The 14,801-nt window shown below is 40.1% G+C and carries 16 protein-coding genes; 4 read left to right on the plus strand and 12 right to left on the minus strand.

Features of this window, described 5'->3' with window-relative positions; translation table 11 throughout:
• Nucleotides 1-31 precede the first annotated feature (31 nt).
• The 7 genes from MHH58_RS11975 to MHH58_RS12005 form a co-directional block, all read right to left on the minus strand.
• Nucleotides 32-913, minus strand: a complete 882-nt coding sequence (locus MHH58_RS11975) for a dihydrodipicolinate synthase family protein (protein ID WP_341346007.1) — start codon at nt 911-913, stop codon at nt 32-34.
• Between the two features lie 88 nt (nt 914-1,001).
• Nucleotides 1,002-1,532: a helix-turn-helix domain-containing protein gene (locus tag MHH58_RS11980; RefSeq protein WP_341346008.1), complete on the minus strand. Its 531-nt coding sequence runs from the start codon at nt 1,530-1,532 to the stop codon at nt 1,002-1,004.
• A gap of 27 nt (nt 1,533-1,559) precedes the next feature.
• Nucleotides 1,560-3,047: an aldehyde dehydrogenase family protein gene (locus MHH58_RS11985; RefSeq protein ID WP_341346009.1), complete on the minus strand. Its 1,488-nt coding sequence runs from the start codon at nt 3,045-3,047 to the stop codon at nt 1,560-1,562.
• 139 nt (nt 3,048-3,186) lie between these two features.
• On the minus strand, nt 3,187-4,587 hold the full coding sequence (nhaC, locus tag MHH58_RS11990; protein WP_341346010.1) for a Na+/H+ antiporter NhaC: 1,401 nt from the start codon (nt 4,585-4,587) through the stop codon (nt 3,187-3,189).
• Nucleotides 4,588-4,616: 29 nt separating this feature from the next.
• The gene (locus tag MHH58_RS11995) at nt 4,617-5,747 is read right to left on the minus strand and encodes an NAD/NADP octopine/nopaline dehydrogenase family protein (protein WP_341346011.1); all 1,131 of its coding nucleotides are present in this window, start codon (nt 5,745-5,747) and stop codon (nt 4,617-4,619) included.
• A 94-nt stretch (nt 5,748-5,841) separates the two neighbouring features.
• The gene (gene rpsN / locus MHH58_RS12000) at nt 5,842-6,111 is read right to left on the minus strand and encodes a 30S ribosomal protein S14 (protein WP_115885630.1); all 270 of its coding nucleotides are present in this window, start codon (nt 6,109-6,111) and stop codon (nt 5,842-5,844) included.
• An 81-nt stretch (nt 6,112-6,192) separates the two neighbouring features.
• Complete coding sequence (locus tag MHH58_RS12005; RefSeq protein WP_341346012.1) at nt 6,193-6,540, minus strand: DUF2200 domain-containing protein; 348 nt, start codon at nt 6,538-6,540, stop codon at nt 6,193-6,195.
• A gap of 96 nt (nt 6,541-6,636) precedes the next feature.
• Between MHH58_RS12005 and MHH58_RS12010 the strand changes: the two genes are divergently transcribed.
• The 4 genes from MHH58_RS12010 (at nt 6,637) to MHH58_RS12025 (ending at nt 10,122) form a co-directional block, all read left to right on the plus strand.
• Nucleotides 6,637-7,539, plus strand: coding sequence for an SAP domain-containing protein (locus tag MHH58_RS12010; protein ID WP_341346013.1), 903 nt, complete (start codon nt 6,637-6,639; stop codon nt 7,537-7,539).
• 129 nt (nt 7,540-7,668) lie between these two features.
• Nucleotides 7,669-8,847, plus strand: a complete 1,179-nt coding sequence (locus MHH58_RS12015; protein ID WP_341346014.1) for a M20 family metallopeptidase — start codon at nt 7,669-7,671, stop codon at nt 8,845-8,847.
• 17 nt (nt 8,848-8,864) lie between these two features.
• The gene (locus tag MHH58_RS12020; protein WP_341346015.1) at nt 8,865-9,662 is read left to right on the plus strand and encodes a DUF3100 domain-containing protein; all 798 of its coding nucleotides are present in this window, start codon (nt 8,865-8,867) and stop codon (nt 9,660-9,662) included.
• A 4-nt stretch (nt 9,663-9,666) separates the two neighbouring features.
• Entirely contained in the window at nt 9,667-10,122 is a 456-nt protein-coding gene (locus MHH58_RS12025; protein ID WP_135097219.1) for a hypothetical protein, read from the plus strand.
• 43 nt (nt 10,123-10,165) lie between these two features.
• On the opposite strand, the gene MHH58_RS12030 is transcribed toward MHH58_RS12025, so the two are convergent.
• The 5 genes from MHH58_RS12030 to MHH58_RS12050 form a co-directional block, all read right to left on the minus strand.
• On the minus strand, nt 10,166-10,561 hold the full coding sequence (locus MHH58_RS12030; protein ID WP_341346016.1) for a hypothetical protein: 396 nt from the start codon (nt 10,559-10,561) through the stop codon (nt 10,166-10,168).
• Between the two features lie 31 nt (nt 10,562-10,592).
• Nucleotides 10,593-11,105 carry a cupin domain-containing protein gene (locus MHH58_RS12035; RefSeq protein ID WP_341346017.1) on the minus strand — a complete coding sequence of 171 codons (513 nt, stop codon included), beginning with the start codon at nt 11,103-11,105 and terminating at the stop codon, nt 10,593-10,595.
• A 110-nt stretch (nt 11,106-11,215) separates the two neighbouring features.
• On the minus strand, nt 11,216-12,862 hold the full coding sequence (locus MHH58_RS12040) for a BCCT family transporter (RefSeq protein WP_135097225.1): 1,647 nt from the start codon (nt 12,860-12,862) through the stop codon (nt 11,216-11,218).
• A 459-nt stretch (nt 12,863-13,321) separates the two neighbouring features.
• On the minus strand, nt 13,322-13,786 hold the full coding sequence (locus tag MHH58_RS12045; RefSeq protein ID WP_341346018.1) for a pyrimidine dimer DNA glycosylase/endonuclease V: 465 nt from the start codon (nt 13,784-13,786) through the stop codon (nt 13,322-13,324).
• 15 nt (nt 13,787-13,801) lie between these two features.
• Nucleotides 13,802-14,698 (minus strand): RluA family pseudouridine synthase, encoded by an 897-nt coding sequence (locus MHH58_RS12050; protein WP_341346019.1) that lies wholly within the window; start codon nt 14,696-14,698, stop codon nt 13,802-13,804.
• Nucleotides 14,699-14,801: the final 103 nt, after the last annotated feature.

Genomic DNA, 14,801 nt, shown 5'->3' on the forward strand with positions numbered 1-14,801 from the left:
AAAATCTTAAAGATTTTATACCTTCTTAAATTTAATCCAGTTTCTCCATGAGAGATTTCAGTTGATTTACTTCATCTTCCGTTAACCCTAATCTCGGTTTACGTGAAGGTCCTCCGTTTAATCCTTTTAAATCCATTGCTTTTTTAACAATCTGAACGTATTTTCCGGAGTCTTCAAGAAACTCACAAAGTGGCAGCAGATCTTTGTTTAACTTTCTCGCCGCTTCATACTCACCTGTTTTCACATGTTCATATAATTTCTGCGCACTATTCGGTGCTATGTTTGCCGCCACAGATACCCAGCCTGTAGCTCCCAGAACGAAAGATTCATATGCAAGATCATCTGAACCGCAGAAAAATACAAAGTTTGTATTATTAATAATCGCTCGAACTTTGCGGATATCCCCGCTGGACTCTTTAATATACTGCACTTTATCCAGCTCTTTATCGATTTTATAAATTGTTTCATTTTCCAAATTCACGTTTGCTGTGAATGGATTATTGTACATCATGATCGGCAAACTGACTGCATCATTAACATCTTTAAATTGCTCAAATGCTTCTTCTTCTGTCGGTGTTTGATAATATGAGTTAATTAATAATAATCCATCTGCATGATTTGCCTCGGCAACTTTTGCATACTCCAGTACTTTGCTGGTTCTCTCATCTGAGATACCTACCAGAAGCTGAGTTTCTGAATCTTTTACCATTTCACCAACGAGCTCAACAATTTGCTCTTTCTCTTCATCATCGAGTGATGCAAATTCTCCTGTACTTCCAACTATAATAATTCCCGGCACTTTAAGATCTAAATAATACTGCACATTTTCTTTCATACCTTCAAAATTTACTGAATAATCCTCGTTCATCGGTGTGATTAAAACTGGAAATGCTCCTTCAAATGTTTTAGTCATTATTATTATCTCCTTTTTTACTGTGTGTGAAATTTATATTTATATAATAAGCATTCTTAAAATATTAATTAAAAGAATGCTTATATAGTTAATTTTTTGATGAAGATACTAACAAAATCTTTGTTACTTCATCAGTATCGTTATACCAATGATGCGCTATCGAAGAATCGATATGAATTGATTCGTTTGCACAAAGAGTTTCTTTTTTGCCATCCAATTCGACTTTCAGCTGACCTGAGAGCACATAAACAAATTCCTGGCCCGCATGACGGTATGGAACTTGCTGCGTCTCACTTGCTTTTAACTCAATCACAGCTGGTATAAAATCAGGATGTGCCATATCACCAGAGAGACTCGTGTAAGAGAAGGTTTTTTCACCGATACTATTTTGACCTGCTTGTTTTTTCACATTCGAATTATTGCTGCCGAAGAAAAAGTTTACGTCCACTTCCAGTGCATCTGCTATTTTATTTAAAGAAGTGAAAGTGAGCGTTCGCAAACTTCTTTCAATTTGTGATAAAAAGCTGATTGACAAACCGCTTCGGTCACTCAACTCCTGAAGTGTCATCTTTTTACTTTTTCTAACCTTTCTCAGTTCGCTGCCAAATGAATCATTCATATCATCATTCTTTCCTCTCGCCATATGCTAATCTACTTTATGATTTACAAATACACTTTTCACTTCAACGTAATTGGAAATGCCGTATTCTCCACCCATTTCTCTGCCGATGCCAGATTTTTTATAACCGCCAAACGGCATTGTTTCCAGTTCCAGGCCAAAGTCATTGACCCATACGGTTCCGGCTTGCAGTTTACTCGCAATATGATGTCCTTTTTTAATACTCTCTGTCCAGACACTTGCTGCTAAACCATATTCGCTGTCATTAGCGCGTTTGATTACTTCTTCGACTTCATCAAACACGAATACAGACATTACCGGGCCAAAAATTTCCTCTCTTGCGATTGTCATATCGTCTTCTACATCCGCAAAAATTGTCGGTTCTACAAAATATCCTTTGTCACCTTTGCGCGATCCTCCAACAAGCAGTCTCGCTCCTTCTTCTTTACCTTTTTTGATATGTCCCAGCACAGTATTTAACTGCTTTTCAGAAACTAGCGGACCATATTCCGTAGCATTATCCAATCCTGGACCGACGACTGCTTTTTCAGCCTTTTCTTTCAGTGCTTTTAATACATTATCGTAAATTTTACGCTGAACAAAGATACGCGTCGTCGCACTGCAGTTTTGACCTGAGTTATACATCGTTCCATCAAAAATTCCATCCAGTGCTGTATCGAGATCTGCATCTTCAAGAACAACTGCCGGTGATTTGCCGCCAAGCTCTAGAGTAGTGCTTTTAATATCTTCTGCAGCATTTTTCATAATAGAACTGCCTGTTTTAGTAGATCCTGTAAAGGCAACTTTATCGACTTGTTTATGTGTGACAAGTGCATTACCCGCTACACTCCCTGAACCGGGTACAACATTGACTACACCATCTGGGAATCCTGCTTCCTTAAACAGTTTAGCTGCATATAATAATGATAATGGAGTCTCCGAAGCAGGTTTAATTACAATTGTGCATCCTGCTGCGAGAGCAGCTCCGAGCTTCCATCCTGCCATCGCCAGCGGATAATTCCATGGAATAATCTGTCCGACCACGCCAACCGGTTCGTGGACTGTGTACGTTAAATATCCGTTTAAGACATTTGTCGTCTGTCCTGATATTTTTGTTGCCCACCCTGAATAATATCTGAAATGCTGTATTGTTCCATCAACATCATCTTCAAGCGCCTGCATATATGGTTTCCCATTATCGAGCGCTTCGAGCTGGGCCAATTCTTCACGATGCTCTTCCAATAAGTCTGCAAATTTGTAAATAATATGTGCACGCTCTGCCGCTTCCATTTTCGTCCATTCGCCATTATCGAAAGCTTTACGTGCAGCTTTTACAGCTGTGTCTATATCTTTTTCATCTGCTTCTGATACTTGAGCAATTACTTCCTCTGTTGCAGGATTCAATACATCGAAAGTTTTTCCGCTGCCCGCTGGAACATAACTTCCGTTAATGTACAACCCTTTATCCCCATCTAAAAATTCCTGCACACGTGACTTCAAAGTTTCAATTGCCATATGAAAATAATCCCCCTTAAATAGTTTGATTCTTACGACAATTCTAATACCAATCATTTAATAATGCAATATTTTTTCACTCTGTGTGAAAAAATATCTTAAAAAGACTGCGCTATAATATAATAGCGCAGTCTTTTATTTATCCTTCAGCTTCCTTCAATTTCTTTATGCCGATACCTGTTGCCGCATAGATCATCGCAAATACAATACACAGGTAGCATGGAATTGCCCACATCCAATAGTCGCCAACTCCAACGCCTAATACTTCCAGATAGTAAATTGCGGAAACACCCCATGGAACAAATCCTAATATCATCGTTCCTGAGTCTTCCAGGGTTCTCGACAAGTTTAATCCGTCCATTCCGTTCTTCTTATAGACATCTTTCATCAGGACTCCCATCATAATAATAGATATGGAAGCGACACCCGCTGTAAAGACAATCAGAATACTGCCTAAAATTGTAGAGCCTACAATCTGCCATGATGATTGAACCCACCTTGTAAATGATTCAAGGATCCGGTCCAGACATCCTGCTGCTTCTACAATTCCTGCAAAGGCATAGCCGCAAAATATCGTAACTACAATGGTTACCATAGAGAATATCCCGCCGCGGTTTAATAATGATGATACTGTCTCAGAGAATTCACTGTTTGGATTTACCATATCTACTGAGAATCCGTTAGCCATCGCTGTGAAGCCGTCTACAAAAGAAAAGCCGTTGGAGAACATTCCTATAAAGACTGCAGCAACAGACGATAACAGCATAACCGGTACAATAGGTTTTCTTGAAAAAGCACCCCACAATATAATGACAAAGGGCAGCAGCATAAAAATATTCCAGTTAAATATCGCACTCAGCTCTGAAGTCAAGCCCATTACATTATCGGAGCTCGCAGTACCTGTATCCAGATTCATGCCGACTATAAACCAGACAATCAGACCCGCGAGCGAGGATGGAATCGTCGTCCACAGCATATGTTTTATGTGGTCATATAAATCGACTTCAGCAACTAAAGCTGAAAGATTCGTCGTATCCGAAAGAGGTGACAGTTTATCTCCAAAAATAGCACCGGAAATTATGGCGCCTGCTGCAATTCCTAAAGGAACGTTCATTTCAATTGCAATTCCCATCAGCGCGACACCTGCTGTAGCTGATGAACCCCAGGCAGTTCCTGTGGCAACTGATACTACGGCAGTAATTACAAAGGCTGTAACAAGAAAATAAGTCGGATCTATAATTAATAAACCGTAATAGATAAGCATTGGAACAGTGCCAGAGTAAATCCATGTACCAACGATAACTCCTACAGCAAAAATAATAAATATTGCCGGCATAGCTGTGTTTAAACGGGTTGCTATACCTTTCTCCATATCTTCCCATGTTAAGCCTACCCTGTAAGCGATAAAAGCCGCATATGCTGCTGATAATAAAAGCAAAGGCTGAATAGGTATATCATAATAGCCGAAACCCACCCCAATAATAACTGCCAAAAATAAGAAACAAGATGCAGCTTCAAAAAGTGTCGGTGCTCTCTTCATAAAATTTCCCCTTTTGTTTTATTCAAGATCTACAATTTTCTCAGTAATTCCTGCACAGATACCTCTGTTAGCCCCAGCTTGGATAAAGTCAATCCTTCTGAGTAAAAATCACGTTCCAGAATAGTTCCGCCGATGGTAATGACCGCATCGATATTCGGTGTCGCAATACCTGCTGTTTCACCAAGCTCAGACCAGAGTACAAGACCATCGGAAATATCTTCTGTAAAGTATCTGGAGTCTACTTCTGTCGGTCCTTTAATTGCACCGTAGACTTCGCTCTTGTTGAACAGTTCCTGAAGTGTACCTTCACTTGTCTCGAAATACCCTCTGTTATATCTGCTCGTAATTGCATCTTCCAGTTCAAAACCAAAAGCTTTGCCGATTGCTATTCGTTCTGCTTCAATTCCTCGCAGCAATCTGACTGTATGTTTCGTAATGCCTTCTTTATATAAGTAAAACTCTCCATTCGAATAGTCTATGCGTCCTGCATTGAGCAAGGACGGTCCGGGATGGACTTCAGGGTTGCCATTTTCCATCGTTGAATGCAGCACATTCTCTGCAGGTACCAGACACTGGTAAAGCTCACGGCATATTTCAAGCAGTTCTTCTGTATCCTCAGCTGGATATGCTGCAAAAAATAATTTTTTCACCCTGAGACCGAGCTCCACTTTAGCTTCTTCAGGAAATGCGCGGGTTCCATATGCAAGAGAATTTGTTTCCCCAATTTTAAAGTTTTTCTCTATGCCGAGCGACCTTGCTTTATTTACAAACCTGAGTGCTCCCATCGCTCCGGCCCCATTTAAGAATATGACCTGTTCCTCTTTAACAGCAGGGGCCAGCATTTCTGCCATACTTTCTATCGCAAATCCCGGTACAGTCAGCATAATCACATCAGCATCTTTTACTGCTTCTTTGATATCCGTTGTTACCTGGTGAACTTCAATAAAGTTCTCTTCTCCTTTTTCCTGAAGAAAAATACCGCCATTTTCATCAATTTTTTCAAGGTTGCTTGCGAATAATTCATTTTCAAAAAGCGCTACTTCAAATCCCCTTTGAGATAAATCCGCTGCTGCAGTAATGCCGCCATTACCGGCTCCAAGTATTGCTATTTTTGAAACTGTCATAGTTAATACATCCCCTTCTTTAAAATTACATTTCAAGAATATCACACTCCGCCGATTTATCAATTGGGGTAAATCAATAATAAAAAATTCACGGACTGGATTAATCCAGTCCGTGAATTTCAGAAATTATTTACCAGCTCGCTTTTTTCACGCCCGGTATCTGTCCTTTGTGCGCCAGCTCTCTGAACTTAATACGTGATAGTCCAAAATCTCTGATGACACCTCTCGGACGTCCGGTTAATTGGCATCTATTCGTTAATCTCGTCGGAGATGAGTCTCTCGGTAATTTTCTTAAACCTTCATAATCACCATTAGCCTTCATTTCCGCTCTAAGATTCTTGTATCGTTCTACCATTTCCTGACGCTTTAATTCTTTGACAACTTTTGATTTTTTGGCCATTACAGCCCTCCTTATAGATAAATCGTAATTATTACGCTTTATAATATAACATATGACTTTAATGACCTCAAACTAATTGTTTCAGCGTAATATTTTTTCCATTTTCTTGCCCTTAGCCAGCTCATCAATCATTTTATCCATATAGCGGATTTCCTGCATCAGCGGTTCTTCAATTTCCTCTACTCTCACACCGCAAATGACACCTTTCACTTCACGTCTCGCCGGATTCATTGCAGGCGCCTGGTCAAAGAATTCTTCGAAATTCACTTCTTTATCTATCTGCGCTTTAAGTTCTTCTTGTGAATATCCTGTCAGCCATCGGATTATCTCGTCCACTTCTTCTTTTGTTCTGTTTTTACGCTCCGCTTTCACAAGATAATGCGGGTATACATTGCTGAAACTCATTTTATAAATTTTATGTCCTGCCATAATCCTTCACCTCTTAGGAGTAGTTATTAACTGACTTGTCTCAATGATTCATTTATAATTAAAAACAAACGTACGTTCGCAAGGAGAGTGTGACAAATGCAGTTAGATGCGGTTGAAGTACTGTTTTTACATTATGCAGATGGGAAAACCGAAGAAGAAGCTCTTCAGCATGATTTCTGGTTAACTGAATATAACAGAAAACCGGCAGAGCTTCTTGCTTCTCTGCTTAATTCAGGTGCCATTGATCAATCACAGGATCTCTCCGTTACTTTAACCAAGTTCACAGTTCCCATTATAAAAGATTTACTCAAAAAGTCGGGCATTAAAGTCTCAGGAAATAAAAATGATTTGATTGAACGAGTTAAACAGCATCAGAAGTTTATCGATTTAACCGGACTCAAGCTAACCCCTGTATATGTTGTTCATAATTCTTTCGAAACCTTCCTGCATGACACTGTGTTCATAAATTATATCAACCTTCACGGACCGGTCACCATTGACGAAGCATACAGTTACTACCTGAACCATCCGGACATGACTCCTTCTGAAATCATCATTGCACTGCATGAAGAAAAAATTGCAGAGAACCTCAACAAACCGAACAAATATGAGGCGGTTAAATGTCATCACTTGCTCGCCGACTACTACAGCAGTGAGCTGAACGATCTTGAAAAGAGCCTGTACCATTTAAATCAGTTTACGATGCTGATTGTTCTGCAGTCCATCCAGAGATATCAGCAGCTTGAAAACCGTACAGGACAGAATTCTTTTTTTAATATTGATAACTATACGATTGAAAAGTACCGCAATATGTTACTCATGAAACAATTTACGATTAATGAGCTGTACGATAAACTGCTGGAACATGCAAAAACACTTCCTTATTCTGATAATCATATTACACTGGCTGCCCAGTTCATCATCCGGTATATTATCGGCAGTGAACAGGCTGAAATTAAACTGACAGAAGGCCTGGATGAAACTCCAACTAGAGAATGATTATTTAGACAGACGCAGAAATTCTGCGTCTTTTTTTTATCATTTTTTTCAGATTATTTTGACTTGATAATTATTTAAGCTTATAATTTTGCATTATCCAAGCTTTAAATAATCTAAGGAGATGGGAAAATGGATAACTTATTTACAACATTAGATAACCTGAACGAAGAAATCATTTCAATACGGAGACATTTACATAAGCATCCGGAATTGTCATTTGAGGAAGTCGAAACACCAAAGTATATCGCTGAATTTCATGAGCAGTTAGGTCATGAAGTTAAAACAGGGGTCGGCGGCAATGGTGTGCTCGCATATTTAAAAGGAGATCATGAAGGCCCGACAGTTGCACTCCGTGCAGATTTTGATGCTCTGCCGATTCACGAGGAGACAAATCTGGAATTTCAATCAGTCAACGACGGTGTAATGCACGCTTGCGGCCACGATGGTCACACAGCGACTTTACTTGGCGTAGCCAAAGCTTTAAATAAACATAAAGACGAGCTCCACGGCACCGTCGTATTTATTCATCAGCATGCTGAAGAATTACCGCCCGGCGGTGCGAAACCGATGATTGAAGATGGTGCACTTCATGGTGTAGATGTTATTTTCGGCACTCACTTACAGGCACAAATGCCCTTATATGAGATTAATTACAGAACGGACGAGCTGCAGGCATCTTCAGACTCTTTCGAAGTCACTATTTTCGGCAAAGGTGGACACGGCGCTATGCCTCAGGATACAAAAGACAGCATTTTAATTGCTTCACAGCTCGTCGATAATTTCCAGCAGATTGTCAGCCGACGTGTGAACCCGCTTCAGTCAGCTGTTTTATCAGTATGTTCATTTGAGGCAATCGGTCCGTATAATGTCATTGCAAATACCGCTAAGATTAAAGGGACTGTTAGAACTCTGAATGAAGAAACGAGAGAACTCATGGAACAGGAAATGCAGCGTGTCATCGAAGGCACCTGTCATTTAAGCGGAGCTGATTTTGAATTTAAATATGACCGCGGCTACCCCGTTTTAATTAATCATAAAGAAGAAACTGAATTTGTTATGGAAGTTGCCGAAACTGTGCCGGAAGTTCAGGAGATAAAAGAAACTGAACCGATTATGGGAGGCGAGGATTACTCTTACTATCTGCAGGAAGTAAAAGGGACTTATTTCTTTACCGGTGCACAGCCTGAAGGTACAAAAAATCCGTATCCTCATCATCATCCTAAGTTTGATATTGATGAAAAATCATTGGTGATTGCCGCGAAAATACTGGCAAAATCAACAATGGAATATATGTCAAAAAATAAGTAATCACAAGGGAGAAACTTATGGATAATACTTCGACACATTTATGGAAAGACTGGCGGCTGCACCTGGTAGTTCTCGTCATTGTCATTCTTACAGAACTGATCGGGACACATGAAATACCTGTCGGTGCCGGAGCAATCCTGCTGCTTCCTATGCTCTATGCAGTGATTATCGGACTTGCAGCTTTCTTTACTCCGCTCATTAATAAAGTACAATCCAGAAAAGCTGAGTCCTTAGTGTTCATGTCAGTCACATTGCTGATTGCTAAATTTGGAGTTCAGGCCGGTCCCGCTTTGCCGGAATTAATTAAAGCCGGCCCTGCATTAATCTTTCAGGAGTTTGGAAATCTGGCAACAATTTTAGTTGCCCTTCCCATTGCGATAATGCTGGGCTTAAAACGTGAAACTATAGGTATGACCCACTCTATCGGGAGAGAGGCAAATCTTGCATTAATATCTGAGAAATACGGTATTTCTTCTCCTGAAGGCCGAGGCGTCGTATCCATGTATATTTTCGGAACAATTTTTGGGGCAATATTTCTCGGTGTGACGTCCGGACTGTTTGCATCAATTTTGCCAATCAGTCCTTTGTCTTTTGCTATGGCAACAGGAATAGGCAGCGGAAGCATGACCGCAGCTTCTCTTGGACCTCTTGTCGCAATGTATCCTGAACAAAGCGAACTGATTACAGCTTATTCAGGAGCAAGCAACCTTCTCACCTCGGTAACCGGTTTATATATGAGCATATTCATCGGTTTACCGCTGGCCGAAAAATATTACAGCTGGGTAACTAAATTAAAATCTAAGAGAAGAGGGTGAGATGATGTTAGAAAAATTAATAGATTGGACTCTAACATTAACCATTGTTGCTGCAATGACATTGCTCGGTAACTTTATCGGCTATGAAGTAATGCCGCTTGCTGCCCTGCCCGGTATTATCAGTTTGATGGTTATTGTACTAATCGGCATGATTATTCATGAAGTGCTTCCTTTTAAAAGGCTGCCCGCCATTGCTTATATCGGCTTGCTGGCTTTTATTTTAACTATTCCCGGTGTCCCCGGAGCAGAAAAAATAGCAGAGTGGACAGCTGAAGTTAACCTCCTTGCTCTAACCACTCCAATTCTTGCCTATGCAGGCATTTCTATCGGCAACTCCTGGGCTGATTTTGCAAAGATGGGCTGGAAAACTATTATTATCGGTATGCTTGTTTTATTAGGAACTTACTTAGGCTCAGCGATTATTGCTGAAATCATTTTAAGAATACAGGGTATTGTTTAATTTCATCAAAAAAGACAAAAGCAGATTTCTGCTTTTGTCTTTTTTAAAATTTATCTTTAGAAAATTCTTTATATCCCGTTACTTTTTGAGTCTCATAAAATTCTTTAAACCGTTTTAAAATGTCCTCATAACTGAGTCCATCGAGGTGATAAATTAATCCATGTTCCTTGGAATCCCTCGCCGGCAGTGCTTCGAAAGTATAACCTTCTTCTATTTTAATACACTGGATGACATCTACTTCAAGGTCGTAATTGTTGAATGATAATGTAGCAAAACTGTCTTCTTCTTCCACTATATCTTTTACTGCCCTTTCCACCTGAGGCCATGTCGGATTTTGAAAGTCATCCAGACCAGTGGACAATTCAGTATAAGGCTCCTGCGGCGGCTGTTCAGCTTCATTCTTGTCGTTATCTTGTTTCAAGAAATCAAATATTCCCATGTCATTACACTCCTTGTTAAATCCGAACAATTTATACGTCTTGCCAATACTTAAACAGAGGACCGTCAATGCCAAATACAGGATCTTTATCAGGCATAGGGACCTTTCTTATATTCTTCAGTTTTTCTTCCCGCTCTTCTTTTTTACCGTAGCAGAAATCGTATTCTTTTCCGTCAGGGTATGCACCAAAGACAGAAAAGTCCGGGCTGCTCTCGATATTTTTATGACCAAATCCCGCTGGTATAATCACAGCATCTCCCGCTCGCACATTAACTTTTGTTCCTTCCTCACCGCCGAGATGAAGTGTCGCAGTACCGCTGTCTATAACGATTACTTCATGAGTTATACCGTGATAATGATGGTAAGGGGCCACTCCGCCCTGCCATATACCCCGCCAGTTGTTAGCACTTAATATCTTTTCTGTATCGTCATGCTCTTCTATCACATTTTTATAATGCAGCAACGGACAGCTTGCATTATTCGGTATCATACCATCGTCTGCATATTTTAGAGACGTAATTTCAATATCTGCTGCTTTTCTCAAAATATGACCTCCTGCAAATTTATATACTTATAGTTGCCCGTTTTACCGGTTGTGTAATCATAAAAAATAAGCGGATGTCCAGCAACGGACATCCACTTATTAAAATTAGTTTAATTATCTTCTTTGCTCTGTGCTTCTATTTCCGGCGGCTGTTCATCCGGAAGTGTTTCTTCAAATGCTTCCCGTTTCTCTTCCAGTTCTTTTTGAGTTTCTTCTCTGTAGCCCGCTTCATAAACAAGCTGCTGTTTTTCGAGCTTGATTATGCCGTATTCGCTGCGTAATGCTTTATACAGCGAGATTGCAAGCATAATAACTATAAAGGTGAACGGGAAGGCGGCAATAAGCATGGCCATTTCAAGCGCGCTAAGTCCGCCTGACAGTAACAGCACCATTGCTGTACCAGCCAGAATACCGCCCCATACTAATTTAACTTTCAGCGGCGGATTTAGTGAACCGCCTGTTGTCAGCATACTCAGTACGAAAGTACCGCTGTCTGCTGATGTGACGAAGAATGATGCAATCAGTAAGATCGCAATACCCATAATCAGCGGTGCTGCCGGGTAATTTTCAAGGAAGGCGAATAATGCAACTTCGTTCCCCTGCGTTTCTATCAGGCTGTATATTCCTCCGCCAAGCAGGTTGTCGGATTCAATACCTGCAACACCAAAGATTGCGAACCAGATTGCACTGAATAATACCGGAACACCCATTACACCAATGATGAATTCACGGATAGTTCTGCCTCGTGAAACACGTGCGATGAAGCTGCCGACGAAAGCAGCCCAGCCGATCCACCATGCCCAGTAGAACAGTGTCCAATCATTCAGAAATCCTCTTTCACCAACAAATGAGTTCATATTAAAGGTCATGCTGATTAAGTTTTGCAAGTAGTTACCTGTATTTGTCATAAACGATTCGATCATTAATACTGTAGAACCAAATACAAATACGAACACCATTAAGGCAATCGCAATGACCACGTTCCCCATACTTAAGTAGCGGATACCTTTGTTAACTCCTGTTGCGGCCGATGCAATAAAGGCAATAGTAATAATAATAACGACAATCATCTGTGTTATTAAGTTATTTTCTATCGCATCGAAGCTGTAGCTGAGCCCAGCTGTAATCTGCGTGGCACCGAGACCAAGTGAAGTTGCAATACCAAAAATTGTTCCGAATACAGCAATTACATCAACTGTGGTACCCATCCAGCCTTTTGATCTGTCACCGATTAATGGTGACAGCGCTGAGCTCATTAAGAGCGGTGCATTATGTCTGAAGTTAAAGTACGCAAGAGCCAGCCCCACTACTGCGTATACTGCCCACGGGTGAAGTCCCCAGTGGAACAAGGTAAATTGAAGTGCTTCCTGCTGCGCTGCAGCTGTACCGCCTTCTGTAATTGGCGGATTATGGAAGTGTGTCAGCGGTTCGTTGACACCGTAGAACACAAGCCCGACACCCATACCTGCTGTGAACAGGAATGAAAACCAGGTGAAATAACTGTACTGCGCTTTCTCATCCTGCTTACCTAAACGGATTTTCCCGTAAGGACTGATAACCAGATAAAGTGCAAAAATAACAAAACCGGTCATCGCGAGCATGTATACCCAGCCCAGTCTATTAGAAATGAAATCGTTAATAGCACCTAAGACCGACTCGACATTGGAGGGGAATATTGCACCCCATAAAATAAATATAAATGCGATAACAAGTGAAATATAGAAGACGGAAGTAACGGATGATCTTCTGTTTTTCATGAAATAGCCTCCTGATTTAGTTTTGACGTCCTGTACAAAGACATACTCAAACAAATATAGAGCAGACTCCATATTGCAGACGACTGAAAATTGTAAAACACACTGCTTTTTTGTGAGAAAAAAGATGGTAAATGTCTGAACATCTCCACTAAAAAAAGAAAATTGAAAGATGATTGTAACAGGGTTTAAACTTTCGTCAAACCTGCGCTTTCTGCGAATAAAGATAAATCCGCACGACAAAGGGGATGGATATTACTTCAGTGCATTAAATGCATTGGACAACTAATAATGCTAACATGGATAGTTTTAAATTAAAACGGTACAAAAGTATGAATGCGTTTTATATCTTCAACCAGTGTATATTTACAAAAATATTTCCCTGTTTTTTTCCTAATAAACCTGTTCAGCAGCACTTCTTTACAGAAATCAGATGGAAACTTAAAAAGTTTCCATCTGATTTCACTTTATATTGCAGCGAGGGGGGATTTTATCTTTTTGCCACTTAGCAAATAATAATTTTTTATAATGCTCGTAAACTGCTTCACCCTCTAACTTTTCATCTCCATAAACGAAGAAGGGAGGAATTTTATCAGACTTAAATTGAGATTTATGTTCTTTAACTGTCTCACCGAGCATTTCCAAATCTTTTTTGAATTCAATCGACCGCTTTCCGCCCCGCCGCTGATGTTCTTCATCAAGTATTGTAAGAAACTTATATGCATCAATTAGATAAGGGTGACCTTCATTATAAATTGACTTTACAATTGGATGAGAAAGATAGCGGGTGTTCGTTTCAATAATTTTCATTTCACCAAGACATACTCTGATAATCTGATACATCTCAAGCACCTGCTTAGATAAACGCCGGTTATCGAGAAACTGTGCACTGATTTTATGATTTTCATGTACTCTGAAAATTTGCATGGTTTCCTCCGCTTTCTACTTAAACCCTCTTGTAAACGATGCAGGTACCTCCGATTCAAATCTCATAATCTTGCCGCTCTCCGGATGTTTAAATTTAATCGCATTCGCATGCAGTCCCAGACGGCTAATGGTATTCATAGCAGAACCGTATTTTTTATCGCCGACGATCGGATGGCCGAGGTCCTGCATATGCACGCGAATCTGATTCTTTCTGCCTGTATCGAGGTTTACTTTTAATAATGAAAATTTGCGGTTTGTTTTCAACATTTTATAATGTGTAATTGCTTTTTGCCCGTGATTCGGTTTCGGACTCGAATGCATCATATATGTCTTATCTTCTGTCAGCCAGGAAGTGATGGTGCCGTCTTTTTTTACAGTTCCTTCAACAAGTGCAATATATGAACGTTCCTGCACTGTTTCAGTCCATGCTTTTTGCAGGCGCTGCTGAATCATTTTACTGCGCGCAAATATCATAACTCCTGAGGTATCCCTGTCCAGTCTGTGTACAATAAATACACGATTATTCGGATGAATACTTTGAACATATTCCATCAGCTGCCTGTAAGCAGTCATCTGTTTTTCTTTCTTTGAGCCCATCGATAAAAGACCGCTGTCTTTGTCGATAACAATGACAGCATCATCTTCATGAAGTACTTTCATACCTTTTAATTTTACACCTGAAGCCACACGCGTGCGTATCTGCACAAGATCTCCCGGCTTCAGGATATCGTCAAACTGAGTAGTCGGTTTATCATTCACCACAATCTGGCCGCGCTTTAAAATACCTTTTACAGCGTTACGGCTTTTTGACGGCATGACTTTGAATAGAAATTCGAGGACTTCAGTCTGTTCCTTTACTGTCCACTCTTCATGACGCGGTGTATTTGGTTTATTTTTTGATTTTTTCTTCATCTTAAAATTCCTCTGCTTTATCTTATTTAAATGCTTTCACGGTACTAAGCGGTTCTTCTATTGTACTTCGTATATTCCTTAATTACAGTAAAATATTCATATT

Source organism: Jeotgalicoccus sp. FSL K6-3177 (genome assembly GCF_038050175.1).
Classification (GTDB): domain Bacteria; phylum Bacillota; class Bacilli; order Staphylococcales; family Salinicoccaceae; genus Jeotgalicoccus; species Jeotgalicoccus nanhaiensis.